General features: G+C 69.6%; 23 protein-coding genes. 6 read left to right on the top strand and 17 right to left on the bottom strand.

Features of this window, described 5'->3' with window-relative positions:
* Nucleotides 1-30 precede the first annotated feature (30 nt).
* The 3 genes from SSMG_RS39790 to SSMG_RS39780 are packed head-to-tail and all read right to left on the bottom strand — an operon-like array spanning nt 31 to nt 1,743.
* The gene (locus SSMG_RS39790) at nt 31-762 is read right to left on the bottom strand and encodes an SDR family NAD(P)-dependent oxidoreductase (RefSeq protein ID WP_009085851.1); all 732 of its coding nucleotides are present in this window, start codon (nt 760-762) and stop codon (nt 31-33) included.
* On the bottom strand, nt 755-1,000 hold the full coding sequence (locus SSMG_RS39785) for an acyl carrier protein (protein WP_037718988.1): 246 nt from the start codon (nt 998-1,000) through the stop codon (nt 755-757). Before SSMG_RS39785 ends, SSMG_RS39790 begins: the two co-directional genes overlap by 8 nt.
* 11 nt (nt 1,001-1,011) lie before the next feature.
* A complete protein-coding gene (locus tag SSMG_RS39780; RefSeq protein WP_009085847.1) occupies nt 1,012-1,743 on the bottom strand; it encodes a UDP-N-acetylglucosamine acyltransferase in 732 nt (243 codons plus the stop codon).
* A gap of 190 nt (nt 1,744-1,933) precedes the next feature.
* Between SSMG_RS39780 and SSMG_RS39775 the strand changes: the two genes are divergently transcribed.
* Nucleotides 1,934-3,040: a DegT/DnrJ/EryC1/StrS aminotransferase family protein gene (locus tag SSMG_RS39775; RefSeq protein WP_009085845.1), complete on the top strand. Its 1,107-nt coding sequence runs from the start codon at nt 1,934-1,936 to the stop codon at nt 3,038-3,040.
* Nucleotides 3,037-3,990, top strand: coding sequence for a Gfo/Idh/MocA family protein (locus SSMG_RS39770; RefSeq protein WP_009085843.1), 954 nt, complete (start codon nt 3,037-3,039; stop codon nt 3,988-3,990). Before SSMG_RS39775 ends, SSMG_RS39770 begins: the two co-directional genes overlap by 4 nt.
* 1 nt (nt 3,991) lies before the next feature.
* On the opposite strand, the gene SSMG_RS39765 is transcribed toward SSMG_RS39770, so the two are convergent.
* The 7 genes from SSMG_RS39765 to SSMG_RS39735 all read right to left on the bottom strand — a co-directional run bounded on the left by SSMG_RS39765 (nt 3,992) and on the right by SSMG_RS39735 (nt 9,670).
* Entirely contained in the window at nt 3,992-4,732 is a 741-nt protein-coding gene (locus tag SSMG_RS39765) for a hypothetical protein (RefSeq protein WP_009085842.1), read from the bottom strand.
* Nucleotides 4,729-5,226 (bottom strand): SigE family RNA polymerase sigma factor, encoded by a 498-nt coding sequence (locus SSMG_RS39760; protein ID WP_009085840.1) that lies wholly within the window; start codon nt 5,224-5,226, stop codon nt 4,729-4,731. Before SSMG_RS39760 ends, SSMG_RS39765 begins: the two co-directional genes overlap by 4 nt.
* 112 nt (nt 5,227-5,338) lie before the next feature.
* Nucleotides 5,339-5,497: a hypothetical protein gene (locus SSMG_RS46555; RefSeq protein ID WP_199786440.1), complete on the bottom strand. Its 159-nt coding sequence runs from the start codon at nt 5,495-5,497 to the stop codon at nt 5,339-5,341.
* 212 nt (nt 5,498-5,709) lie between these two features.
* Nucleotides 5,710-6,327: a DapH/DapD/GlmU-related protein gene (locus SSMG_RS39750; protein WP_037718985.1), complete on the bottom strand. Its 618-nt coding sequence runs from the start codon at nt 6,325-6,327 to the stop codon at nt 5,710-5,712.
* Complete coding sequence (locus SSMG_RS39745; protein WP_009085837.1) at nt 6,327-7,544, bottom strand: glycosyltransferase family 4 protein; 1,218 nt, start codon at nt 7,542-7,544, stop codon at nt 6,327-6,329. The genes SSMG_RS39750 and SSMG_RS39745 overlap by 1 nt, the downstream gene beginning before the upstream one ends.
* Before the next feature lie 37 nt (nt 7,545-7,581).
* Nucleotides 7,582-8,511, bottom strand: a complete 930-nt coding sequence (locus SSMG_RS39740) for an NAD-dependent epimerase/dehydratase family protein (protein ID WP_009085836.1) — start codon at nt 8,509-8,511, stop codon at nt 7,582-7,584.
* A gap of 28 nt (nt 8,512-8,539) precedes the next feature.
* Nucleotides 8,540-9,670 carry a DegT/DnrJ/EryC1/StrS aminotransferase family protein gene (locus SSMG_RS39735; RefSeq protein ID WP_009085834.1) on the bottom strand — a complete coding sequence of 377 codons (1,131 nt, stop codon included), beginning with the start codon at nt 9,668-9,670 and terminating at the stop codon, nt 8,540-8,542.
* A gap of 132 nt (nt 9,671-9,802) precedes the next feature.
* On the opposite strand from SSMG_RS39735, the gene SSMG_RS39730 reads away from it, so the two are divergent.
* Both SSMG_RS39730 and lhgO read left to right on the top strand, forming a co-directional pair.
* Nucleotides 9,803-12,880 carry a BTAD domain-containing putative transcriptional regulator gene (locus SSMG_RS39730; RefSeq protein WP_009085833.1) on the top strand — a complete coding sequence of 1,026 codons (3,078 nt, stop codon included), beginning with the start codon at nt 9,803-9,805 and terminating at the stop codon, nt 12,878-12,880.
* Nucleotides 12,881-12,941: 61 nt separating this feature from the next.
* The gene (gene lhgO, locus SSMG_RS39725; RefSeq protein WP_009085831.1) at nt 12,942-14,126 is read left to right on the top strand and encodes an L-2-hydroxyglutarate oxidase; all 1,185 of its coding nucleotides are present in this window, start codon (nt 12,942-12,944) and stop codon (nt 14,124-14,126) included.
* 27 nt (nt 14,127-14,153) lie between these two features.
* On the opposite strand, the gene SSMG_RS39720 is transcribed toward lhgO, so the two are convergent.
* The 3 genes from SSMG_RS39720 to serS are packed head-to-tail and all read right to left on the bottom strand — an operon-like array spanning nt 14,154 to nt 16,954.
* Nucleotides 14,154-15,155: a DUF3558 family protein gene (locus SSMG_RS39720; protein ID WP_009085830.1), complete on the bottom strand. Its 1,002-nt coding sequence runs from the start codon at nt 15,153-15,155 to the stop codon at nt 14,154-14,156.
* A gap of 24 nt (nt 15,156-15,179) precedes the next feature.
* Nucleotides 15,180-15,659 (bottom strand): hypothetical protein, encoded by a 480-nt coding sequence (locus SSMG_RS39715; protein ID WP_009085829.1) that lies wholly within the window; start codon nt 15,657-15,659, stop codon nt 15,180-15,182.
* A gap of 26 nt (nt 15,660-15,685) precedes the next feature.
* A complete protein-coding gene (serS, locus tag SSMG_RS39710) occupies nt 15,686-16,954 on the bottom strand; it encodes a serine--tRNA ligase (protein ID WP_009085827.1) in 1,269 nt (422 codons plus the stop codon).
* Between the two features lie 152 nt (nt 16,955-17,106).
* Here serS and SSMG_RS39705 point away from each other — a divergent pair, with 152 nt between their 5' ends.
* Both SSMG_RS39705 and SSMG_RS39700 read left to right on the top strand, forming a co-directional pair.
* Entirely contained in the window at nt 17,107-18,387 is a 1,281-nt protein-coding gene (locus SSMG_RS39705; RefSeq protein WP_009085825.1) for an aspartate aminotransferase family protein, read from the top strand.
* A 49-nt stretch (nt 18,388-18,436) separates the two neighbouring features.
* Nucleotides 18,437-18,973, top strand: a complete 537-nt coding sequence (locus tag SSMG_RS39700; protein ID WP_009085823.1) for a DUF4240 domain-containing protein — start codon at nt 18,437-18,439, stop codon at nt 18,971-18,973.
* 49 nt (nt 18,974-19,022) lie between these two features.
* Here the strand turns inward: SSMG_RS39700 and SSMG_RS39695 are convergent, their stop codons facing one another.
* The 4 genes from SSMG_RS39695 to SSMG_RS39680 are packed head-to-tail and all read right to left on the bottom strand — an operon-like array spanning nt 19,023 to nt 22,272.
* Nucleotides 19,023-19,928 (bottom strand): haloalkane dehalogenase, encoded by a 906-nt coding sequence (locus SSMG_RS39695; RefSeq protein WP_199786439.1) that lies wholly within the window; start codon nt 19,926-19,928, stop codon nt 19,023-19,025.
* Nucleotides 19,929-19,974: 46 nt separating this feature from the next.
* Nucleotides 19,975-20,427 (bottom strand): DUF350 domain-containing protein, encoded by a 453-nt coding sequence (locus tag SSMG_RS39690; protein ID WP_009085819.1) that lies wholly within the window; start codon nt 20,425-20,427, stop codon nt 19,975-19,977.
* 54 nt (nt 20,428-20,481) lie between these two features.
* The gene (locus SSMG_RS39685) at nt 20,482-21,648 is read right to left on the bottom strand and encodes a glutathionylspermidine synthase family protein (protein WP_009085817.1); all 1,167 of its coding nucleotides are present in this window, start codon (nt 21,646-21,648) and stop codon (nt 20,482-20,484) included.
* Nucleotides 21,649-22,272: a hypothetical protein gene (locus SSMG_RS39680; RefSeq protein ID WP_086025040.1), complete on the bottom strand. Its 624-nt coding sequence runs from the start codon at nt 22,270-22,272 to the stop codon at nt 21,649-21,651.
* Nucleotides 22,273-22,331 lie beyond the last annotated feature (59 nt).

The raw sequence follows: 22,331 nt of genomic DNA, 5'->3' as shown, positions 1-22,331 counted from the left end.
GTGCCTGCCGGAACGAACCGGCATCCGCGCTCACAACACCAAGCCGCCGTCGATGCCCAGGACCTGGCCGGTCACGAAGGACGCCTCGTCGCTGGCCAGGAAGCGGATCGCCTTCGCGACCTCCTCGGCCTTGCCGAGCCTGCCCAGCGCCGTGTCCTCGATGCGCTCGGCGATGACCTTCTCGCCGAGGTGGGACGTCATGTCGGTCTCGATCACGCCGGGCGCGACCGCGTTGACCCGGATGTTGTGCCTGCCCAGCTCCTTCGCCGCGGACCGGGCGATGTTGCCGACGGCGGCCTTGGAGGCGGCGTAGGCGGTCTGCCCGGCGCTGCCGTTCTCGCCGACGATGGAGGCCAGCAGGACGATCGCCCCGGACTTGCGCCTGCTCATCACGCGCGACGCGGCCTGCACGGTGTTGATCGTGCCGCCGACGTTCGTCTTGAACATGCGGTCGACCAGGTCTTCGCTGATCATGCCGAGCAGCGCGTCTTCGAGCACCCCCGCGTTGGCGACGACGATGTCGAGCGCCCCGTGCTCCTTCGCGACGCCGCGCACCAGCGACGACACGGCCTTCGCGTCGGTGACGTCCAGCGCGAGACCGGCAGCCGCGCCCGCCTCGGCGGCGACTTCCTTCGCCCGGCTTTCGTCCCGCCCGGTCAGCACGACTGTCGCACCCGCTTCGACGAGCGCGCGAACGGTGGCCAGCCCGATTCCGCGCGTCCCGCCGGTGACGAGCGCGACGCGTCCGGTCAGGTCAGTCATTCTTGGCGACGAGGTCGGTGACCATGTCGACGGCGACCTTGAAGCTCGACATGTCGATCACCTGGTCGGTGTCGAATTCGATGTCGAACTCGTCCTCGATCGCGGCGACCAGCGCCATGTGGCCGACCGAGTCCCACGCCTCGATGTCGCGGTACTTGAGGTTCTCCACGTCCACGTCCCCGTCGAGGTCCAGCGCCTCGACGAAGACCGCGCGCAGCTTGGGGGCGATTTCCGACATGTGCGTAGCTCCTAGTGCTCGTCGCGCGGGCGTGCGTCCCACGCCCTCACCAAGGTAGAGAGGTCTTCGGGGAGCCCGTCGTCCGGGAGGTCGCCTTTGCCCTTGACCCACGGGCCGAGTGCCTCGACGGCCGCCTCGTCCAGGCCGCGCCGCGACAAGCCCACCGTATTGACGCCGGTCACCCGGGCCGGGTTGCCGACCGTGATGGTGAACGCGCCCACTTCGCGGCGGACCGCCGAACCCATCCCGACCATCGCGCCCGGGCCGATGCTGCCGCCCTGGTGCACGACCGTGCCCATGCCGAGGTTCGCGAACGACCAGACGTGCGTGTGGCCGCCGAGCATGACGTTGCAGGCGAGCGTGACCTGGTCGTCGACCAGCACGTCGTGCCCGATGTGGCTGCCGCGCAGCACGTAGCAGTCGTCGCCGAGCGTCGTGGCGCGCCAGGTGCCCTGCTGGATGCTGGTGTACTCGCGGATCCGGTTGCGGCTGCCGACGACGACGCCGTGCCCGTCCTGAGCCGGGTCGCCGGCCGGCGCGCCCTCCCAGGCGGCCGGGTGCGGGCCGCCGCGGTCCTCGCCCGGCGTGCCGATGGTGACGTGCGGGCCGATCCAGTTCCCGTCGCCGATCCGCGTCGGGCCGACGATGACCGCGTACGGGCCGATGACATTGCCTTCGCCCAGTTCCACCCCCTCGCCGACGACTGCCGTGGGATGGATCCGGTTGGGTGCCGCAGGTGACACAGTCGATGATCCGTTCGTCGCTTCCGGCCGGGACGGCCTGGGGTCGAGGGCTGGCGGCGGCGCCCGGTAACGTGTGGCCCGCGTGCACGCAGGGCGTCCGGGCGCGGCACCGGCGGCTTTCCGGCCTCGCGGCCGGAGCGCCTAGCACTGTACCGGACGCATCGATTTCCCCAGCCGAGAGAGACTGCCGATGATCCCCATTACCGTGGTCGACGTCCGAGACGCGGAGGACCTGGTCGTCGAGGTGCTGCGATCCGGCGCCATCGCTCAGGGGCCGATGGTCAAGCGCTTCGAGGACGCGTTCGCGCACGTCGCGGGCACGAAGCACGCCATCGCCGTGAACAACGGGACGACCGCGCTGGTCGCGTCGCTGCAGGCGCTGGACCTCCGGCCCGGGGATGAGGTAGTGACCTCGCCGTTCACCTTCGTCGCGACGCTGAACGCGATCCTGGAGGCGGGGGCGACCGTGCGGTTCGCCGACATCCGGCGCGACGATTTCGCGATCGACCCGGACGCCGTCGCCGCCGCTGTCGGCCCGCGCACCAAGGTGCTGATGCCGGTGCACCTGTACGGCCAGACCGCGGACATGGGCAAACTCGCGCCGCTCGCCGCCGAGCACGGGCTGCAGATCATCGAGGACTCCGCGCAGGCCGTCGGCGCGTCTTTCGAGGGCAAGCAGGCCGGGTCGTACGGCATCGGCTGCTTCTCGCTGTACGCGACGAAGAACGTGACCACCGCCGAGGGCGGCGTGATCACCACGGACGACGACGCGCTCGCCGACAAGCTGCGCGTGATGCGCAACCAGGGCATGAAGGCCCGCTACCAGTACGAGATGGCCGGCCACAACTACCGGATGACCGACCTGCACGCCGCGGTCGGCATCCCGCAGCTGGAGAAGCTCGACCAGCTCACCGCGGCCCGCCAGGCCAACGCGAAGCGGCTGTCCGAGGGCCTCGCCGGCACGCCGGGCCTCGAAGTGCCGCAGGTGCTGCCCGGCCGCGAGCACGTGTGGCACCAGTACACCGTGCTGGTCGGTCCGCACGCGATGCTCTCGCGCGAGGAATTCGCCGCCGCGCTGACCGAAAAGGGCATCGGCAACGGGATCTACTACCCGAAGATCGTCTTCGACTACGACTGCTACCGCGGGCACCCGCTGATCCCGGACGCCCGGGTCGAGGACTTCCCGGTCGCGTCCGCCGTTGCCGCGCAAGCGCTTTCGCTTCCGGTGCACCCGCGGCTGACCGAGTCCGAGTTGGACCGGATCATCGAGACCGTTCGCGAGGTGCTCGGCGCATGACGCACCGCATCGCCCTCGTCGGCACCGGCAACATGGGCTCGCTGCACGCGCGCGTCCTGTCGCAGAACGACCGGGTGGACCTGGCCCGCGTGATCGACCCCCGCGAGGAAGCGGGCCGGGCGGTCGCCGAACGCTACGAAACCCAGTGGACGCCGGAAATCGGCTCGCTGTCCGACGTGGACGCGGTGGTGCTCGCCTCGGCCACCGAGGTGCATTACGAGCTGGCACAGGAGATTCTCGGCCAGGGCAAGCCGATGCTGGTCGAGAAGCCGGTGTGCAACAGCCTCGAGTTCTCGCAGGAAATCGTTGCCCTGTCGGCAAAAAAGGATGTTCCGCTGATGTGCGGGCTCCTGGAGCGCTACAACCCGGCCGTGATGACCGCACGGGCGCTGGTGAACGAACCGGTGCACCTGATGGCGCGCCGGCACGGCCCGTACGCGCCGCGGATCAAGACCGGGGTCGCGTGGGACCTGCTGGTGCACGACGTCGACCTGGCGATCCAGTTCTTCGGCGGGGCCACGCCGGGGCGGGTTACCTCCAGCGCGGGGTATTTCCACCCGCAGTCGGTCGCCGGGGCCGAGGACACCATCGAAACGGTGCTGTCGTTCCCGAGCGGGCTGGCCACGGTGTCGGCCTCGCGGCTGGCGCAGCGCAAGGTCCGGTCGCTGACGGTGTCCGAACTGGACCGGATGGTCGAGATCGACCTGCTGCGCCGCGACGTGACGATCTACCGGCACGTTTCGCACGATTCGGTCACCCCGGACGGCCTCGGCTACCGGCAGCAGACCGTCATCGAGATCCCGGAACTGGTCACCGCGCGCGAACCGCTGGCCACGCAGCTGGACCGGTTCGTCGACCTGCTGGAGGGCAAGGTCGACGCGGACGTCGAGCGGGCCTTGATCCTGCCGTCGCACGAGGTCGTGGCGCAGGTTCTGGCCGAGGCCGCCTGAGTTATTTGGTGAGGCGTTTGCCGTCCGCGGAGTAGGCGACCAGCGGGCTCGCCCGCTCGGCGGACGGCACCTCGTCCTGGTCGAACCAGAACACGACCACGTCGGGATCCTCGCTCCAGCGCGCCGTGTGCGCCTGGATCGTGCGACCGTCCACTGTGGTCTCGATGCGGGCGGCCGGTCCGCTGAAGTAGCCGTAGACCGGCACCCAGATGTCGGAGATCGTGGTGCCGCCCGAGGTGGCGTGGAAGCCGAAAGAGCGGTCCTGGCCTTCGGATTCGTTGGCGAGGTAGAGCGGACGCAGGTTGCCGTCCGGCTCGGACAGGCTGGCCATCACTCCGAATTGGACAGTCGGCAGGTTGTCCGGGTCTTCGATTTGCGTCGCGTAGAAGACGAGTTCCGCGCCGTCGGCGTAGGTGCCGGTGGAAATCACCTCGCCGAGCGGCCGCGATTCAGCCGTCGTCGGAGCCGGAATCGGCGTGGTGCTGGTCGTTTTCGTGATGGACGACGGCGGAGGCGCGGCCGCCGCGTGCACCTGCTCCGGCGCACCGCCCGGCGAACGCAGCCAAACCGCGCCGAACACCACGGCGACCACGGCCACCGCCGCGCCCGAGGACGTCAGAAACCGCCGCCGACGCCGGATCCGCCCGCCTTCTTGGAAAATCCGATCGAGATCCGGCTCCTTGAACGGCTCCGCGGGCGCTTCCTGAAGTGCGGCACGCAACCGTTCGAGTTCGTCGGTCATGCGCTCACCTCCCCGACCAGCGCGTCCCCGTCGACCCGCAGCTTCGCCAGCGCGCGGGAATTGGTGCTCTTCACCGTGCCGACGGACACGCCCAGTTCTTCGGCGACTTGGTGTTCCGGCAAATCGAAGAAATGCCGGAGGACTACGACGGCGCGTTCCCGGGCGGTGAGCCGGGCCAACGCGTCGGAAAGCCATTCGCGATCGGTGACGGCATGCGAGATGTCCGGAACTTTCGCCGGTTCCGGCATCTCCTCGGTCGCGTATTCGCGGATCGGGCGGCGCCAGATGTCGATGACGTGATTGGCGAGCACGCGGCGGGCGTACGCGTAGGGATTCTTGCGCCGCACCCGCGGCCAAGCGGCGTAGGTGCGGGTGAAGGCGGTCTGCGCGGCGTCCTCGGCCTGGTGCCGGTCGCCGGTGAGCAGGAAGGCCGCGTGCGTGAGCCGGGCCGAACAGGACCGCACGAAGTCGGCGAACTCGTCGTCCCCGCGCACTGCCCCACCCCTGTTTCCCGGTCGTCTTGCGGTCCAGGTTACGGGGAGGCGAGCCGTGCGTCGATGTAATGGCTGGTCAGTCTGGTCTCACTGGCGACGCATGGGGTTCGGGTCAGCGCTGCGCGCGGGGGTCGACGAGCGCGTTCAGGTCGAGCTTCACCGGCGCTCCCGCTACTTCCAGCTCGACGGAGCCGGAGTACTCGCCGAAATTCCCGTAATCGCCGTCGATGAGCCGGTACGCGATCAGGCTGACCGGCGGGGCCAAGTCCACAATCCAGTACTGCTCGATCCCGGCAACGGAACCCCTTCGACAACCTCGATCCGGACCCTCGGGTTCTCCGGAAGGTCCGCCCAGTCGTCAAGGGTCAGGAGGTGGTGAGGCCATTCCAGGACACTCATGACTTCTCCTTCACCGACAGTGACTGAGAGCAGTGCCCCATGTTACCCGGAGCATCCGCCAGCGCGTGACGCACCGTGTCCGATTCACTTCTCCGTGAAGTCGCCCGACGGGGAGCCCCATCCCGAGGAATCGTCCGACAGCGCACGGCGGCGGGCGTTCTCCTCGCGGACCCGCTTCACCTCCGACTCGATGTACTCCTCGTCGTAGCGCTGGAACACCCTCGCCGGGTTGCCCGCCACCAGCGAGCGTGCCGGAACGTCCTTCGCGACCACCGAGTTCGGCTGCACCGTCGCGAAATCGCCGATCGTGACGCCCGGCATGATCACCACCAGGCCGCCGATGAAACAGCCCTTGCCGATTTTCACCGGCTTGCGTTCGATCAGATCGCTGCCGGAATGGTTTTCCAGCGCCATGTTCGCGAGCCAGCTCGAATGCGTGAACACCAGAGTGTTCAGGCCGATGCTGGTGTGCTCGCCGATTTCCAGGCCGCCGCTCGCGTCGAGGGTCGCGCCCTCGCCGACCCAGCAGTGCTCGCCCATCGTGAGGTTGTCCGGGCTGACGATCTTGACCCGTTCGCGCACGCGGCACGATTCCGGCAGGCCGAAGAACTTGGCCCGCTCGGCGTCGTTCATGTACTGCGCGACGAGGTCGTTCAGGATCATCGGGCGCAACCGGTTGCTGCGCTCGTCGTCGAAGAACATCAGTTGTCCGCCACCAGTTTCGTGAGCACCCGCAGGTGTTCCTCGGCCACTACGTCCAGTCCGAAGTTGTCCCGGACCATCGCGGCTTCCCGCTCGGCGATCCGCGCACGTTCCTTCGGATCGTCCAAAAGGGACAGTACGGTGCTCGCGACCGCCTCGGAATCGTTCGGCCGCACCAGCAGGATGTTCTCGCCGTTGTGCAGTTCGATGCCGGGGTAGTTGTCCTCGGTGACCGACGCGATGGTCGCGGTGCCGGACAGCATCGCTTCCAGCGACGCGGTTCCGCAGCCGCCGTTGAGGTCGTGCGTGACGATGTCCGCGGCCGCGAAGTACGCCGGCACGTCCGCCTTCGGCACCGCGCCGGTGACGATCAGCGCGTCGGCCACGCCCAGTTCCTTGGCCCGCTGCTGGAACGCGTCGTGGTACACCCGGCCGACGATCACCACGCGCAGTCCGGGGTGCTTCTCCAGGATCGCCGGCAGCGCCTCGATCAGCGGCAGCCGGTTGCGCAGCGGGATCACGTGCCCGAGCGACACGATCAGCGGCGCGTCCCCGATCTCCAGTTCCGCGCGCACGTCCTTGGTCACCGGCTTCGCGAAATGCCCGGTGTCCACCGCGATCGGGAAGTACTCGGAGTTGTCGTCGCTCGTGCCGTAGCGGTCGACGCAGTAGTCCACGCCGAGCTTGTCGAGGATGACGAAGCGCGGGCGCAGGTACTTCAGGACCGGGTTCACCAGCATCGCGTCGAGCGCGCGGAACACCCGGCCGTACATCTTGTTCTCGCTGATCAGCAGCGTGTGGATGGTCAGCAGAATCGGCAGCTCGCGCCGGCGCGCGTAGATGCCGACCATCCAGGACAGGTCGAAGAACTGCCCGTGCAGGTGCACCGCGTCCGGTTTGAACTCGTTCAGCAGCTTCCACAGCCGCCGCCAGTTGCCCGGCCGCATCGACGCGAACGTCATGTCGAAGTCGATCGACAGGCCGAGCTGCGGCATTTTCACCGCGGGCAGGCGCACGACGCGGTATCCGTCGCGCTCCTCCTCCGCCGGCGCGTCACCGTAGGCAGCGGTGATCGCCAGCACTTCGTTCCCGGCGGCCGCGTACTCGGCGGCCAGCGAGGCCGACATGTGCGCGCTCCCGCCCACGCGCGGCGGGAAGAAGTTGTTCACCACCACGATCCGCATGGGCTTTCCTTCGGCCGGGCCCGCAGTGCTCATTACGCATTCCCCTCGGAAGACGCGCCGACGGAGAGGCTCACTCGGAGTCCCGCACCAAGGCGCGCATGCCCTCTTCGACGGTGATCGACGGCTCCCAGCCGAGCACCTCGCGGGCGCGGGTGATGTCCGCGGCGCGGCGCGACACGAGGACGTCGCGCTTGTTGAACACCGGCTCGACGTCGACGCCGACCGCCTCGATCAGGATCTTCGCCAGGGTGGCGATCGAGGTGTCGATGCCGGTGCCGATGTTGATCGGCAGGTTCGACTGCTCCGACTCCAGCGCGGCGACGACGCCCTTGGCGAGGTCGGTCACGTGCACGAAGTCCATCGACTGGTCGCCCGCGCCGTCGATGATCGGCGGCTGGCCGGCGCGCAGGCGCTGGATGAAGTGGTTGATGACCGAGGTGTAGTACGCCTCGATCTTCTGGCCGGGGCCGTACACGTTGAAGAAGCGCAGCGCGTTCCAGGACAGGCCCTTGGTGCGCTCGTAGAAGCCGAGCAGATCCTCGCCCGCGCGCTTGGAGATGCAGTACGGGGTGAGCGGGTTCAGCTTGTCGTCCTCGTGCATCGGCAGCTTCTCCGGCTCGCCGTACACCGAGGCGCTGGAGGCGAACACCAGGCGCTCGACGCCCTCGTCGGCCGCGGCCGCGAAGACGTTGTTGTTGCCGACCATGTTGATGTCGATCGACTCGCCCGGGTCCGCGATCGACTTGTTGATCGACACGGTGGCGAAGTGGATCGCGTGCGTGCAGCCGCGCATGGCCTCGCGGACGCCGACGCCGTAGCGCACGTCCTTCTCGACCAGTTCGACCTTGCCGGTCGCGACGAACTCGGCGACGCGGTCGCGGTCGCCGCGGGTCATGTTGTCGAAGATCCGGACCGAGTAGTCCTTCTCCAGCAGGATCGGGATCACGTGCGAGGCGATGAAACCGCCGCCGCCGGTGAAGAAAACTTTCTTGTCGGACATGGGTTCTCCTCAGGAAAGGTCGGCGGGGTCAGGAAAGAGCGGACACGGCTTCGCGCACGGTGGCGACCACGCGCTCGACTTCGCTGTCGGCGAGTTCCGCGTGCATCGGGATCGCCAGCTGGCGGCGGAAAGCGTCGGCGGACACGGGCAGCGGCTGCTGCTCGCCGTACACCGGCTGCAGGTGGGAGGCGTAGGTGCCGAAGTTGCACTGCACGCCCTGCTCGCGGATCCGCAGGGCCAGCGCGTCGCGGCTGACCTCCGGGGCCACCGTCAGCAGGTAGGCCTGCCACGGGTGCTCGCGGTCCGGGGCCTCGACCGGCACGGTCAGCGCGTCGACGTCCGCGAACGCCTCGTGGTAGCGCTTGGCCACCGAGCGGCGGGCGGCGAGCAGGTCGGGCAGCCGGTCGAGCTGGACGCCCATGATCGCGGCCTGGATGTCCGACAGCCGGAAGTTCCAGCCCAGCTCGTGGAAGGACGGGATCGGCAGCGCGTCCGAGCCTTCGCGGCTGATCGCGGGCTCGATGCCGTAGGTGTGGATCTTGCGCGCGTGCGCGATCAGGTCCTCGCGGTTCGAGACCAGCGCGCCGCCCTCGCCCGCGGTGATGCCCTTGCGGCCGTGGAAGGAGAACGCGGCCAGGTCGCCCAAGCTGCCCGCCGGGCGGTTGCGGTAGGTCGCGCCCGCGGAGCAGGCGGCGTCCTCGAACAGCCACAGGCCGTGCTTGTCGGCGATCGCGCGGTACTCGTCGAAGTCGCCGGGCTGGCCCGCCACGTCGACGGCGAGGATGCCGACCGTGCGCGGCGTGATGAGCGCTTCGATCGCGGCCGGGTCGGCGCTGAAGATGTCCGGGCGGATGTCGGCGAAGACCGGCTTCGCGCCGGCCTGCAGCACGGCGTGGCCGGTCGCCGGGAAGGTGTAGTCGCCGACGATCACCTCGTCGCCGGGCTGGACGCCGAGCACCTTCAGGCCCAGGAACAGGGCGGAGCCGCAGTTGCTGGTGGTCAGAGCGTGCGCGGTGCCGGTCAGCTGCGCGAACCGCTCCTCGAAGCGACGGCACGCCGGACCCGCGCCGGCCAGCCAGCCGGAACGGAACACCTCGGCGACGGCTGCGAGCTCCTCGTCGCCGACGGTCGGCTTCCCGAGCAGGACGGGTTCGCCCACTGTAGATCTCCTGTGCATCGGGGTGTCCCGCATTGCGCGGGGTCGCGCCGAAGTGTATAGAAGTCGCGCTTCATGCCTGTTTCGGGGACAGAACCCACGGGTAGGCACCCGTTCGGGGCATAGGCTCACGGAATGCGGATCGGGGTGCTGGGGGCCGTCGTCGCGTGGGACGGCGCGGGCGGGACGGTCGCCGTGGGCGGCCCGCGAGGCCGGGCGCTGCTGGCGTTGCTCGCGGCGGACGCCGGGCGGTTCGTGTCCGCCGAGCGGCTCATCGACGGGCTCTACGGCGAGGACCCGCCGGACGGCGCGGCCAACGCGCTGCAATCGCAGGTGTCGCGGCTGCGCAGCGCGCTGAAACTGCCGATAGAACTCACCTCGGCGGGGTACCGCCTCCGGATCGAACCGGACGAAGTGGACGCGCACCGCTTCGCCCGGCTGGCTGGAGAGGGCCGCCGAGAACTGGCCGAGGGAGACCCGACGCGGGCCAGCGACCTGCTCGGCGAAGCGCTGGCGCTGTGGCGCGGACCGGCGTTCGCCGACGTCCCGGCCGCGGAGGTCCAGGCCACCCGGCTGACCGAACTGCGGGCCGAGACCGCAGCCGACCGGGTCGACGCGGAGATCTCGCTCGGCCGCGCCGCCGACGTCCTCGACGAGCTGCGCACCGCCATCGCCGAACACCCGCTGCGCGAGCGGCCGCGAGCACAGTTGGTGCGGGCGTTGCACGCGGCCGGTCGGACCGCCGAGGCACTGGCCGCGTTCGAGGACGCGCGCCGCACGCTCGCCGACGAGCTGGGTGCCGATCCTGGTCCAGACCTGACCGAGGCGCATCTGGCCGCCTTGCGCGGCGAGTCGGCGAACGCCGCGACGCCGTTGCCCGCACAGCTCACCAGCTTCGTCGGCCGGGACAGCGAACTGCGGCAGGTCGCGGATCTCCTGAAGCAGGCCCGGCTCGTCACGCTGCTCGGCCCGGGCGGGACCGGGAAGACCCGGTTGGCCATCGAAGCCGCGGCCGACGCGGGACCGTGCGTCTTCGTGGAACTGGCCCCGCACGTCGAGGACGACGTTCCGCAGGCCGTCCTCACCGCGCTCGGTCTGCGTGAAGGTGCCCGCGGTCGGCAGGACCCGGTCGACCGGCTTGTCTCGGCCTTGCGCGACCAGGCGACGTTGCTGGTGCTGGACAACTGCGAACACGTCATCACCGCGGCAGCGCGGTTGGTCGCGCAGTTGCTGCCCGCCTGCCCCGGTCTGCGCGTCCTCGCGACAAGCCGGGAACCGCTTGGCATCACCGGCGAACAGCTCGCGCCGGTCCCCCGCCTGGCCGTTCCGCCGCCCGGCGCATCCGCTGTGGAGACCTATCCCGCGGTACGGCTGTTCCTCGACCGCGCTCGGGCGAGCGACCCTGCCTTCCGGCTGACCGACGAGACCGCGGCCGACGTCGTACGAATCTGCACCGCACTCGACGGCCTTCCCCTCGCCTTGGAACTGGCCGCCGCCCGAGTGCGCACGCTGCCGGTCGCCGACATCGCCGCGCGGCTCGACGACCGTTTCCAACTGCTGGCCCGCGGCAGCCGCACCGCCGACGAGCGGCACCGGTCGCTCCGCGGCGTTGTGGAATGGAGCTGGGATCTCCTCGATGACGACGAACGCCGTCTCGCGCGCAGGCTGACCGTCTTCACCGGCGGCGCGACGCTCGCGTACGCCGAGCAGGTATGCGACGCACCAGTCGATCTGCTCCCCGAACTCGCCGACAAGTCGCTCGTGGAACCGTCGAGCGGGCGTTACCGAATGCTGGAGACGATCCGCGCGTTCTGTGCGGAAAAGCTCGATGCCGCAGGCGAGACCGAACACTTCCGCCATGCCCACGCGCAGGCGTTCCTTCGGCTCGCGGAAGAAGCCGACCCGAAGCTGCGTACCGCGGAACAGCTGGACTGGCTGCGGAAAATCGACGCTGAGTACGACAACATCGTGGCCGCGCTCCGGTGGTCGGCCGCGGCGGATCCGTCAACCGCCTTGCGAATCGCCACCGCACTGTCGATGTATTGGTGGCTGCGCGGACGACGTTACGAAGGAGCGGCGCTGTCGAGAGAAATCGTGCGCCAGTGCCGAGCCGAGCCGCCGGAAGGACATCGCGAGCAGTTCCTCATGTGCCTGCTGACCGCGATGGCCGGTGCTCCCGAAGCCGCCGAGACCGCGCACTATCGGTCCTATGCAGAGCAGTACCTAGTGGAGAGTTCCTGGACCCCGCAGCATCCGATGATGCTCATGCTGTCCGGCGTCGTGCTCGGGCCGCCGGAGGACGACGACGCGCGGCTCCGGCTGTCCGGACTCGAAACGAACCCCGACCCGTGGCTCACCGCGCTCGTGCCGATGGGCGACGGTCTCCGGTCGATGCTCGCCGGGGAACTCGACGAAGCCGAACGCGGCCTGCGGGAAGGCGAGGCGCGCTACCGGGCGCTCGGCGAACGCTGGGGTCTGTCGATGGCGCTCGACCACCTGTCGCAACTGCTGGTTTTGCGCGGCCGGCACGAGGAAGCGCTCGCCGCGATGACTGAGTCCCTGTCGCTCATGCAGACCCTCGGCGCGACCGACGATTACGCGGACCTGCTGTGCCGCCGCGGCGACAGCCGAGCGCTGCGCGGCGATCTCGACGGGGCGAAGGCGGACTACGAGCGGACTGTCGAACTGGCGCACCGCACCGGGATGCCCGAGACGCGGGCCAGCGGGCACGTGGGCTTGTCCGGCCTCGCGCGGCGCTCCGGCGATCTGGCGGGGGCGCGGGCTCTCGCCGAGCAGGCGCTCGCCGAATGCGCGGCGGACTCGTTCTCGGCCGCCATCGCGCGGGCCGCCGCGTCGATCGCGCTCGGCTGGATCGACGTGGCCGAACACCGTCCGGAGGACGCCCGGCGGCGGATGCGGGTCGGGGTCGAAACCGCGCATCGCTGGCATGACCACGGGTCACTGGCCACCGCGTTCGAGGGCGTCGCCGGGGTCTTCGCCGAGGAGGGCCGGTTCGCCGATGCCGCCGCCCTGCTCGGCGCGGCGGCCGCCGTGCGCGGGACCGCCGTGCCCGGGCAGCACGATGTCGCGCAGGTCACCGCGGCGGCGGAGAAGGCACTCGGGCCCGACGGGTTCGCCGCCGCCTACACCGCCGGTCAGCAGCTGGAACCGGACCGACGCCTCGCGCTGGCCGGCTTGTCCCCGGTTCAGTGAACCGGGGACAAGCCGTCGGGGGGTACGCAGCGCCGCCGGAGAGCGCGTAGCCTTCCCTGCCGTGCGGAACGTAGTTGTGATCGGTGGGGGAATCGTCGGGCTGTCGGTCGCGTGGGAGCTGTCCCAGCGCGGCCAGGACGTGACGGTGCTCGAAAAGGAAGCTCGCTGGGCGGCGCACCAGACCGGGCACAACTCCAACGTCGTGCACGCCGGGCTCTACTACAAGCCGGGCTCGTTCAAGGCGCGGATGTCGGTCGGCGGCAACCGGTCCATTGTGGATTTCGCCCGGCAGTACGGGGTGCCGGTCGAGGTCTGCGGCAAGCTCGTCGTGGCCACCCGCGAGGAGGAGATCCCCGCGCTGGACACGCTCGCCGAGCGCGCCGAGGCCAACGGCGTGCCGGCCAAGCGGATCACCCCCGCCGAGGCCCGCGAGTACGAGCCGGAGGTGTCCTGCGTCGCCGCGCTGCGCGTCGAGTCGACCGGGATCATCGACTTCCCCGCGGTCTGCGCGGCCCTCGTGCGGCTGCTCGACGAGGCGGACGCGGACCTGCGGCTGAACACCCCCGCGCTCGGCATCCGCCCGGCTCGCGGCGGCGGCGTCGAGGTGGCCACCGGCACCGAGGTGCTGCACGCGGACGCGCTGGTCAACTGCGCGGGCCTGCAGGCGGACCGCGTCGCCGAGCTGGCCGGGCTCAAGCCGAGCGCGCGCATCGTGCCGTTCCGCGGCGAGTACTACGAGCTGAAGCCGGAGCGCCGCCACCTCGTGCGCGGCCTGATCTACCCGGTGCCCGACCCGACGCTGCCGTTCCTCGGCGTGCACCTGACCCGCATGCTGGACGGCAGTGTCCACGCGGGCCCGAACGCCGTGCTCGCGCTGCGCCGCGAGGGCTACCGCTGGGCGGACGTGTCGGTGAAGGACCTCGCCGACGTCGCGCGCTTCCCCGGCGCCTGGAAGCTCGCGCGCAAATACGCGTACCCGACCGGCCTCGAAGAGGTGCTGCGGTCGTTCTCGAAGAAGCGGTTCGCCGCCAGCCTCGCGCAGCTCGTGCCCGCGGTGACCGAGGACGACATCGTGCGCCACGGATCCGGCGTGCGGGCGCAGGCGTTGCGCCCGGACGGTTCGCTGGTGGACGACTTCCTCATCGAGTCCGCGAAGAACCAGGTGCACGTGCTGAACGCGCCGAGCCCGGCGGCGACGAGTGCGCTGGAGATCGCCAAGTACATCGCCGACCGGGTCACCGACTGAGCTTCTCGACAGTCCGATGTAGACGGTTCAAGAAGGCAGATTCCCCGACACCATCGGGATTCCGGCCTTGATCGCGTCGCACGCCTTGGACTTGTCGGCCAGCTGCCCGCTGACGATCTGGATCGACGCGGTGTCCGAAACCGCGAGCCCGGCCGCGCAGATCACGCCGCCGGAATCGTTGAAGTTCGGGAACAGCGACCATTTCCGGCCGTTCACGTCGATCTGCTCGGTCGGCGCGACGTCCATGCCGGGCCAGCGTTTCAACGGCACGTCCGGCCCGACCCAGACCTCGAACGGCTTCTGCCCGCCGTCGCCGTCGGTGTCCTTCCACAGGCAGTAGGTCACGTTGGGCGAGATGACCTTGGAACTGTCCAGCTGGCCGTTCGGCACCATTTTCAGCTGCTGCGCCTGCTCCGGTTTCAGCAGCTGACACGGGTTGACCGACGCGAGCGGCCCGGTCGGCGCGGTGCCCTCCGGCGGCGTGCTCGGCGCGATCGGCGGCGCGGGCTGCCCGCCCGGCAGATGCGCGGCGACCTGCGGGATGGCCTTCTTCACTCGCTCGCACCCCTGCGCTTCGTCCGAAAAGTTCACGCTCACGAAGGCGAACGACTTGGGCCCGAGCGTCGTGTACAGGTCGCAGCTTCCGCTGATGAACCCGGCGTAGCGGGTCCACGCGAAACCGCCGAGCTGCACCGGGTCGGCCTTCTTGAGGGCGCCCTGGAGGTAGTCGTCGAGGCTCAGGTCCACCGACCAGCCGACGGACATGACGATCGTGTGCTCGGTGTCCGTCGCGGTCCACAGGCACATCGCCGGCGCGCGCTGTTCCTTGCGCGCCTTGACCAACCTGCCCTGCGGCTGGTAGCCGAGCCCGGCTAGCTGCTGCGCGTCGAGCAGGGTGCACGGGTCGACGACCGGCGTGACCGGCCCCTGCCCCGGCACCGGCGAAGCCACGCCGCTCACCTGCTGCGTGCACCCGGCGAGCAGCGTCGCGACCGCCGCCAGGGCGACCGCCGCTCCCTTGAACCTCATCAGCTGCCTCCTCCGCTCCGCACCCTACTGACCAGTGCGGTTCCGCACTCGCGGAACGGGAAGGAACAACCCGGCATTCACGGCTTCGGCACCGCACGGCGCACGACGAGCGCGGAGATCCCAGCGGCCGCTCACCTGCGGACGGAACGGATGCGAGTTCGGCACCAGCAGAATGACGCCGGAGCCGATCGCCGCGAGCAGCAGCCCGAACAGCCAGATCCGCAGCGCGCCTTGGCGAAGCGTCGCGAGGAACTGCGCGTCCGCCGACCGGAACATCGGCCGCCGATCGCGCCCGCGGACCAGCATGACCCCGTTGACGACGAGGCAGAACGCCGCGCCGCCGATCGAGATCAGCCCGAACCGGAACGACGCGTGCGTCCCCTTTTCGGCCGTGAAGAGCAGCCAGCCTGCGGTCGCGAGCACCGCGAACGCCAGCGCGTAGTCCACGGTCGCCAGCGCACCGGCCTTGCGCAGAGCAGGGACCAGGACTCTGTCGGATTCCATCTGAGGTTGTCTCGCCTTCGCGAAGTTCAGCGCTTGACCGGTTCCAGCACCTCGAGCCCGCCGAGGAACGGACGCAGCGCCACCGGCACCCGGACCGAACCGTCGGGCTGCTGGTGGTTCTCCACGATCGCGACGATCCAGCGCGTGGTCGCCAGCGTGCCATTCAGCGTGGCGGCCGTCTGCGGTTTGCCGTTGTCGTCGCGGTAGCGCACGGACAAGCGCCGGGCCTGGAACGTCGTGCAGTTGGACGTCGAGGTCAGCTCGCGGTAGGTCTCCTGCGTCGGGACCCACGCCTCGCAGTCGTACTTGCGGTAGGCGGACGTGCCGAGGTCGCCGGTCGCGGTGTCGATGACCCGGTACGGGACCTCGATCGCGGCGAGCATGTCCTCTTCCCAGCCCAGCAGCCGCTCGTGCTCGGCCTCGGCGTCCTCCGGCTTGGCGAAGACGAACATCTCGACCTTGTCGAACTGGTGCACCCGGATGATGCCGCGGGTGTCCTTGCCGTACGACCCGGCCTCGCGGCGGTAACACGACGACCAGCCGGCGTAGCGGCGCGGACCGGCGCTGAGGTCGAGGATCTCGTCCGAGTGGTAGCCCGCGAGCGGGACCTCCGACGTGCCGACCAGGTACAGGTCGTCGTCGCGCAGGCGGTACACCTCCGACGAGTGCGCGCCGAGGAAGCCGGTGCCCGCCATGATCTCCGGGCGGACCAGCGACGGCGTGATCATTGGCGTGAAGCCGTTCGCGGTCGCGCGCGCCACGGCCATGTTCAGCAGCGCGAGCTGCAGCTGCGCGCCGACGCCGGACAGGAAGTAGAACCGCGAGCCCGACACCTTCGCGCCGCGCTCCATGTCGAGCGCGCCGAGGCCTTCCATCAGGTCGAGGTGGTCGCGCGGGGCGAAGTCGAACGTCGGCACCTCGCCGACGGTCTTCAGCACCGCGAAGTCGTCCTCGCCGCCGATCGGCGCGTCCGGGTGCACCAGGTTCGGCAGGACGCGGAACAGCTGGTCGAACTCCTCGGAGGCCTCGTTCTGCTCGACCTCCGCGGCCTTGACCTGCGCCGACAGGTCCTTGGCCCGGGCGAGCAGGGCGGGCTTGTCCTCCGGGGAGGCCTTCGGCACCTGCTTGGACACGGACTTCTGCTCGGCCCGCAGCTTGTCGGCGGTCGCGATCGCAGAGCGGCGGCGCGTGTCGAGGTCGAGCAGCTTGTCGACCACTCCCTCGTCCTCGCCACGGGCACGCTGCGACGCGCGCACGGCTTCCGGGTCTTCGCGCAGAGTCCTGGGGTCAATCACGGACAGAAGGGTAGTCGCAGGCCAGCCACGACTTCGACGCGGTTTCCCGTACACACTGTGCGGCGCCCCGAAGACAACCCGACAGTCTGATCGTTGTCGCCCGTTTCCCGCGCTCCCCATACTCGCTAGAACCCGGAGCGGAGGGAACTCACATGACCGACGACCTGCTCGCGCGCCACCGCGCGGTGCTCCCGTCCTGGATGTCCCTGCTGTACGACGAGCCGATCGAAATCGTGCACGCGCAGGATCGCCGGCTCACCGATTCCACCGGCCGCACCTACCTCGACTTCTTCGCCGGCGTGCTCACCAACGCGATGGGCTACGACGTCCCCGCGATCAGCGACGCGGTCCGCAAGCAGTTGGACACCGGCGTCCTGCACACCTCGACCCTGTACCTGATCCGCTCCCAGGTGGAACTGGCCGAACGGATCGCGGAACGCTCCGGCATCCCGGACGCGAAGGTGTTCTTCACCAACTCCGGCAGCGAGGCCAACGACACCGCGCTGATGCTCGCCACCCAGTACCGCCGCAGCAACCAGGTGCTGGCGATGCGGAACTCGTACCACGGCCGGTCGTTCGGCACGGTCGCGATCACCGGCAACCGCGGCTGGTCCGCGTCGTCGCTGAGCCCGGTCAAGGTCAACTACGTCCACGGCGGCTACCGCTACCGCAGCCCCTTCCGCGACCTCCCCGACGCGGCTTACGTCGACGCCTGCGTCGCCGACCTGGTGGAACTCCTGGAAACCGCCACCGCGGGCGACGTCGCCTGCCTGATCGCCGAGCCGATCCAGGGCGTCGGCGGCTTCAGTTCCCCGCCGGACGGGCTGTTCAAGGCGATGAAGGAGGTACTGGACGAGCACGGCATCCTGTTCGTCTCCGACGAGGTCCAGACCGGCTGGGGCCGCACCGGCGACCACTACTGGGGCATCCAGGCGCACGACGTGGTGCCGGACATGATGACCTTCGCCAAGGGCCTCGGGAACGGCCTGGCGGTCGGCGGCGTGGTCGCCCGCGGCGAGATCATGGACTGTTTCAAAGCCGAGTCGTTCTCCACCTTCGGCGGCAATCCGGTGTCCATGCAGGGCGCGCTGGCCGTCCTGGACTACATCGACGACCACGACCTGCAAGCGAACTGCAAGGCCCGCGGCGACCAGTTGCTGCGCGGCCTGCGAGCGGCGAACAGCCCGTACGTCGGCGAAGTCCGCGGCAAGGGCTTGATGATCGGCGTCGAGCTGGTCGAACCCGGCACGACGACGCCGAATACCGTTGCCGCCAAGCAAATGCTGGAAGAAACGAAAAAGCGCGGTCTGCTCATCGGAAAGGGCGGTCTGCACAAAAACGTCCTGCGGATCGGGCCGCCGATGACGCTCACCGAAGCCGAAGCCGACGAGGGCCTGCAGATCCTGCTCGACTCGCTGGCCGCGCTGTCCTGACCGCTCGCCCCACCGGTTTTGTCGTACCCCGGTGCGAAGATCCGTGCTCGTGAACACCGAACAGTTCTGGGCCCTGATCGACGAGGCACGCGGCCAAGCCTCCGCCCCGGAAGACAGCTACGACGTAGCCGAACAAGCCTGCGCCTTGCTCGCCGCGCGGCCGCGGGAGGAGATCGTGGCCGCCCAGCAGATCGTCTGGGACCTCCTGGCCGACTCCTACCGCGCGCCGCTGTGGGCAGCCGCCTACCTGGTCAACGGCGGCTGCTCCGACGACGGCTTCGACTACTTCCGCGGCTGGCTGGTCCTGCAGGGCCGGGAAGTCTTCGAGCGGATCGTGGCCGCCCCGGACGAACTGGCCGGACTGCCCGCGGCGCGCGAGGCCGCAGCGGACGGCGAGGAACTGGAATGCGAAGCAGCCCTGGGCATCGCGTCGAGCGCGCACATCGACGCGACCGGAGAGGATCTTCCGGCGGACTCGTTCACCGTCCGGTACCCGCCGCTGGACCCGGACTGGGAGTTCGACTACGAGGACGCCGACGAGATGCGGCGCAGGCTGCCCCGGCTGGCCGCGGCCTTTCTGTCCTGACCCCGCGGCCCGGAAAGCCGTGCGGAAACCCGTCCCGCACGGCCATGGCTCACCGCCGCACGAACCGCGCCACGTGCTCGGCGAGCACCTCCCCCGCGTCCTCCTGCAGGAAGTGCCCGGCCCCGGCCACCGTCGGGTGGTCCAGACCAGCCGCGCCCCGCATCGACCGCTGCAGAATCGGTCCCATCGCGCCGGTGATCGGATCGCCGTCCGAAAACGCGCACAGGAACGGCACGTCCAGTTCCGTCAAGGTCGCCCAGGCCGTCCGGTTGGCCTCCGACGCCGGATCGTCCGGCCGCGTCGGCACCAGCCCCGGCATCGCCCGCGGCCCGGCCTTGTACATCTCGTTCGGGAACGGCGCGTCGTAAGCGGCCCGGACGTCCTCCGGCAACGCGCTCCGGCAGCCGGACTGCACGCACCGCCCGACGTCCAGGATCTGCGCGCCCTCCACCGCTTCCCGGAACTTGTGCCACACCGGCGGCATGTCCACGTCCCCGGTCGGCAGCCCGGTGTTGGCCGCGACCACCCCGGCGAACCGTCCCGGGTTCTCGGCAACCAGGCGCAGCCCGATCAGCCCGCCCCAGTCCTGCCCGACCAGCGTGACCCCTTCGAGCCCGAGGACGTCGAACGAGAACCGGCGCATCCACTCGACGTGCCGCGCGTAGCTGTGGTCGGCGATCTCCGCGGGCTTGTCCGACCGGCCGAAGCCGACCAGGTCCGGCGCGATCGCCCGCAGTCCGGCGTCGGCGAGCACCGGGAGCATTTTCCGGTAGAGGAACGACCAGCTCGGCTCCCCGTGCAGGAGCAGGACCGGCGGTCCGTCGGCGGGACCGGCCTCGACGTAGCCGACTCTGATCAGCCCGCCGTCCGGGTCGGACAGGTCGGTGTACTGAGGTTCGAAGGCGAAATCGGGCAGGTCCGCGAACCGGTCTTCCGGCGTCCTGAGGAGTCGCACGGTTCCCACGTTAGTGGGAACGGGACCGCGCGGCAGTGCGCGAACGCTAGGAAATCGCTACCGCGACGACCAGTCCGAGCCCGAGGTGCGCCGCCGCGACGACGATGCTCGCCGGCGCGAACTTCTCGCTCTGGATCGTGGACCCGACGTCGATCCGGGTCGCCCACTCCAGCAGCCGCACCGCCAGCACCTGCACGATGACCCCAAGCAGGCCGTAGACCAGCGACGTGATCAGCCCGGCGGTCAGGTCGCTCGCCGAGCTGTAGATCGCCACGACCACGATGAACGCCATCGACAGCAGCCCGGACGCGGTCACGATCACCGCGTTCGGCAGCCCGCGGGTGACGAGCTTCGACAGCTTGCCCGGCGTGGTGAAGTCGATCGCGTAGAAGCCGGCGAACATCAGCAGCAGTCCGACGATGCCGTACAGCAGGATCGCGCCGATGCCGCGCACGAGGTCGGAACCGAACGTTGCGGGCAGCGCGAGCGTCGAGGTCACGGGGTCTCCCTGGATGGCCAATTCAGCCGGTGGAATCGGACATCCAGGGTTGTATCACGACTCCGGGATCCGATGCGGCACAAACGCCGCGCCGTCGTCGGTGACCAAACCGCTGGTCTCGCGGATGCCCAGCCCCGCCGAGGAGTCCCCGACGATCCACGCGCCGAGCGCGGGCCGGTAGCCGTCGAATTCGGGCAGCGGGTCGAACGCCTGGTAGACGTAGCCCTCCGCGCCGTAGACGCCGTCCGTCTGCGTTTCGTACCCGGTGGCCACGATCTGCACGTTCGCGCCCTCGCGGCCGAGCTTCGGCTTGCGCACGTACTCGGTGAGCAGGCCGGGGTCGTCCGCGAACGCGGGCAGCAGGTTCGGATGCCCGGGGTAGTTCTCCCACAGCACGGCGAGCAGCGTCTTGTTCGACAGGAGCATCTTCCACAGCGGTTCGACCCACAGCGTGCGCGGCATGGTCTCCACCGCGAACTTGCCGAACTCCTCGTCGACGACCCATTCCCACGGGTACAGCTTCACCACCGTGGACATCTGCGCCTCGGCGAGATCGACGAACCGCTTGAGCACCGGGTCCCAGCCGATCTCCTCGATCGCGAGCCCGACCGTGTCGAGCCCGGCCTCGGCCGCGGTTTCCTGCAGGTACGCCGTGGTCACGTGGTCCTCGCCGCTCGGATCGGCCGCGGACCAGGTGAAATGCAGTTCGTTCGACGGCAGCTTGCCGCCGATCTCCTCCCAGCGCTCCACCAGCTTCTCGTGGATGGAGTTCCACTGGTCGTCTTCGGGGAAGACGTCGGTCTTCCAGTGCCACTGCAGCAGCGACGCCTCGAGCAGCGTGGTCGGCGTGTCCGCGTTGTACTCCAGCAGCTTGGCCGGCGATTTGCCGTCGTAGCGCAGGTCGAAGCGGCCGTAGACGTGCGGGTCCTGCCGCTTCCACGACTCCGCGATGTGCGGCCACACCCATTCCGGGATGCCGAAGCGGTGGTACTGCTCGGTGGTCACGACGTTGTCGACGGCCTCCAGGCACATCGAATGCAGCAGTTCGACGTCCGCCTCGAGCGAGAGCACCTCGTCCATGTCGAAGACGTAGTGCACCGATTCGTCCCAGTACGGCCGGGGCTTGCCGGTGCCGTCGCGCGCCGGGGTGCCGTAGACCAGGCCCTGCTCTTCGACGATCCGCTGCCAGTCGCGGCGCGGTTCCCGCCGGTCCCGATACACCTACGAGCCTCCGCTCTTGCCGGTCCCGCCGGTGCCTCCGGAGGTGCCGCTCTTGCCGCTGATGCCGAACCCGCCGCGCTGGACGCTGGTGCCCGACTTGGTCGTGACGTTGGTGTTGCCCGACGGCGCGGTGTAGCTGCCGCCGGACACGTGCTGGCCGATGTTCCCGGTGCCGCCGTAGTTGTAGCGGTACTGGGTGTACCCGTGGCCACCCGGCAGCGGGATGAACCAGAACCCGCCGCTGTAGTGCCCGTGGTTGGCGAGCGCGTAGTCCTCAGAGCAGTACTTGTCGTCCTGGATGACCCCGTCGGACGAGACGCAGGATGCGGTGACCTCGGCGGGCTTCGCGATCGTGTAGAACGTCGCGACCAGCCCGACGAGACCGACGGTGACCCCGCCGCCGATCAGGATCTTGCGTTTGGTGGCCGCCTTCGCGTCCGCCGCCTCCTGTGCCGCGAGGGCTTCCTGCCGTTCGCGTTCCTGGTCGGCGATGGCCTGCTTGCGGGCCCGTTGTTCGGCCACCGAGGGCTGCCGCGGCTGCGTGTTCGCGTCCTGGAAACGCATCGAGCCCGGCTTCTTCGGCTCCTCGGTCGGCTGCACGCCGCTGTTGTCGTCTTGCGTCATGTGCGCTCCGTAATCCCCCAGCACTGCAAACCCCGCGTTCCACCCTAATCGACCCGGCA

It is taken from the genome of Streptomyces sp. AA4, assembly GCF_000158875.1.
In the GTDB taxonomy this organism is placed as follows: Bacteria; Actinomycetota; Actinomycetes; order Mycobacteriales; family Pseudonocardiaceae; genus Amycolatopsis.
This window is presented reverse-complemented; position numbering and strand designations above follow the sequence as displayed.

What these genes read in the sequence shown, in the direction of transcription:
- SSMG_RS39785 (WP_037718988.1), bottom strand. Translation starts at nt 1,000, where the DNA reads ATGTCGGAAATCGCCCCCAAGCTGCGCGCGGTCTTCGTCGAGGCGCTG.
- SSMG_RS39790 (WP_009085851.1), bottom strand. Translation starts at nt 762, where the DNA reads ATGACTGACCTGACCGGACGCGTCGCGCTCGTCACCGGCGGGACGCGC.
- SSMG_RS39720 (WP_009085830.1), bottom strand. Translation starts at nt 15,155, where the DNA reads ATGAGGTTCAAGGGAGCGGCGGTCGCCCTGGCGGCGGTCGCGACGCTG.
- SSMG_RS39750 (WP_037718985.1), bottom strand. Translation starts at nt 6,327, where the DNA reads ATGTTCTTCGACGACGAGCGCAGCAACCGGTTGCGCCCGATGATCCTG.
- SSMG_RS39680 (WP_086025040.1), bottom strand. Translation starts at nt 22,272, where the DNA reads ATGACGCAAGACGACAACAGCGGCGTGCAGCCGACCGAGGAGCCGAAG.
- SSMG_RS39705 (WP_009085825.1), top strand. Translation starts at nt 17,107, where the DNA reads ATGACCGACGACCTGCTCGCGCGCCACCGCGCGGTGCTCCCGTCCTGG.
- SSMG_RS39740 (WP_009085836.1), bottom strand. Translation starts at nt 8,511, where the DNA reads ATGTCCGACAAGAAAGTTTTCTTCACCGGCGGCGGCGGTTTCATCGCC.
- SSMG_RS39715 (WP_009085829.1), bottom strand. Translation starts at nt 15,659, where the DNA reads ATGGAATCCGACAGAGTCCTGGTCCCTGCTCTGCGCAAGGCCGGTGCG.
- SSMG_RS39775 (WP_009085845.1), top strand. Translation starts at nt 1,934, where the DNA reads ATGATCCCCATTACCGTGGTCGACGTCCGAGACGCGGAGGACCTGGTC.
- SSMG_RS39770 (WP_009085843.1), top strand. Translation starts at nt 3,037, where the DNA reads ATGACGCACCGCATCGCCCTCGTCGGCACCGGCAACATGGGCTCGCTG.
- SSMG_RS39730 (WP_009085833.1), top strand. Translation starts at nt 9,803, where the DNA reads ATGCGGATCGGGGTGCTGGGGGCCGTCGTCGCGTGGGACGGCGCGGGC.
- SSMG_RS39745 (WP_009085837.1), bottom strand. Translation starts at nt 7,544, where the DNA reads ATGAGCACTGCGGGCCCGGCCGAAGGAAAGCCCATGCGGATCGTGGTG.
- SSMG_RS39765 (WP_009085842.1), bottom strand. Translation starts at nt 4,732, where the DNA reads ATGACCGACGAACTCGAACGGTTGCGTGCCGCACTTCAGGAAGCGCCC.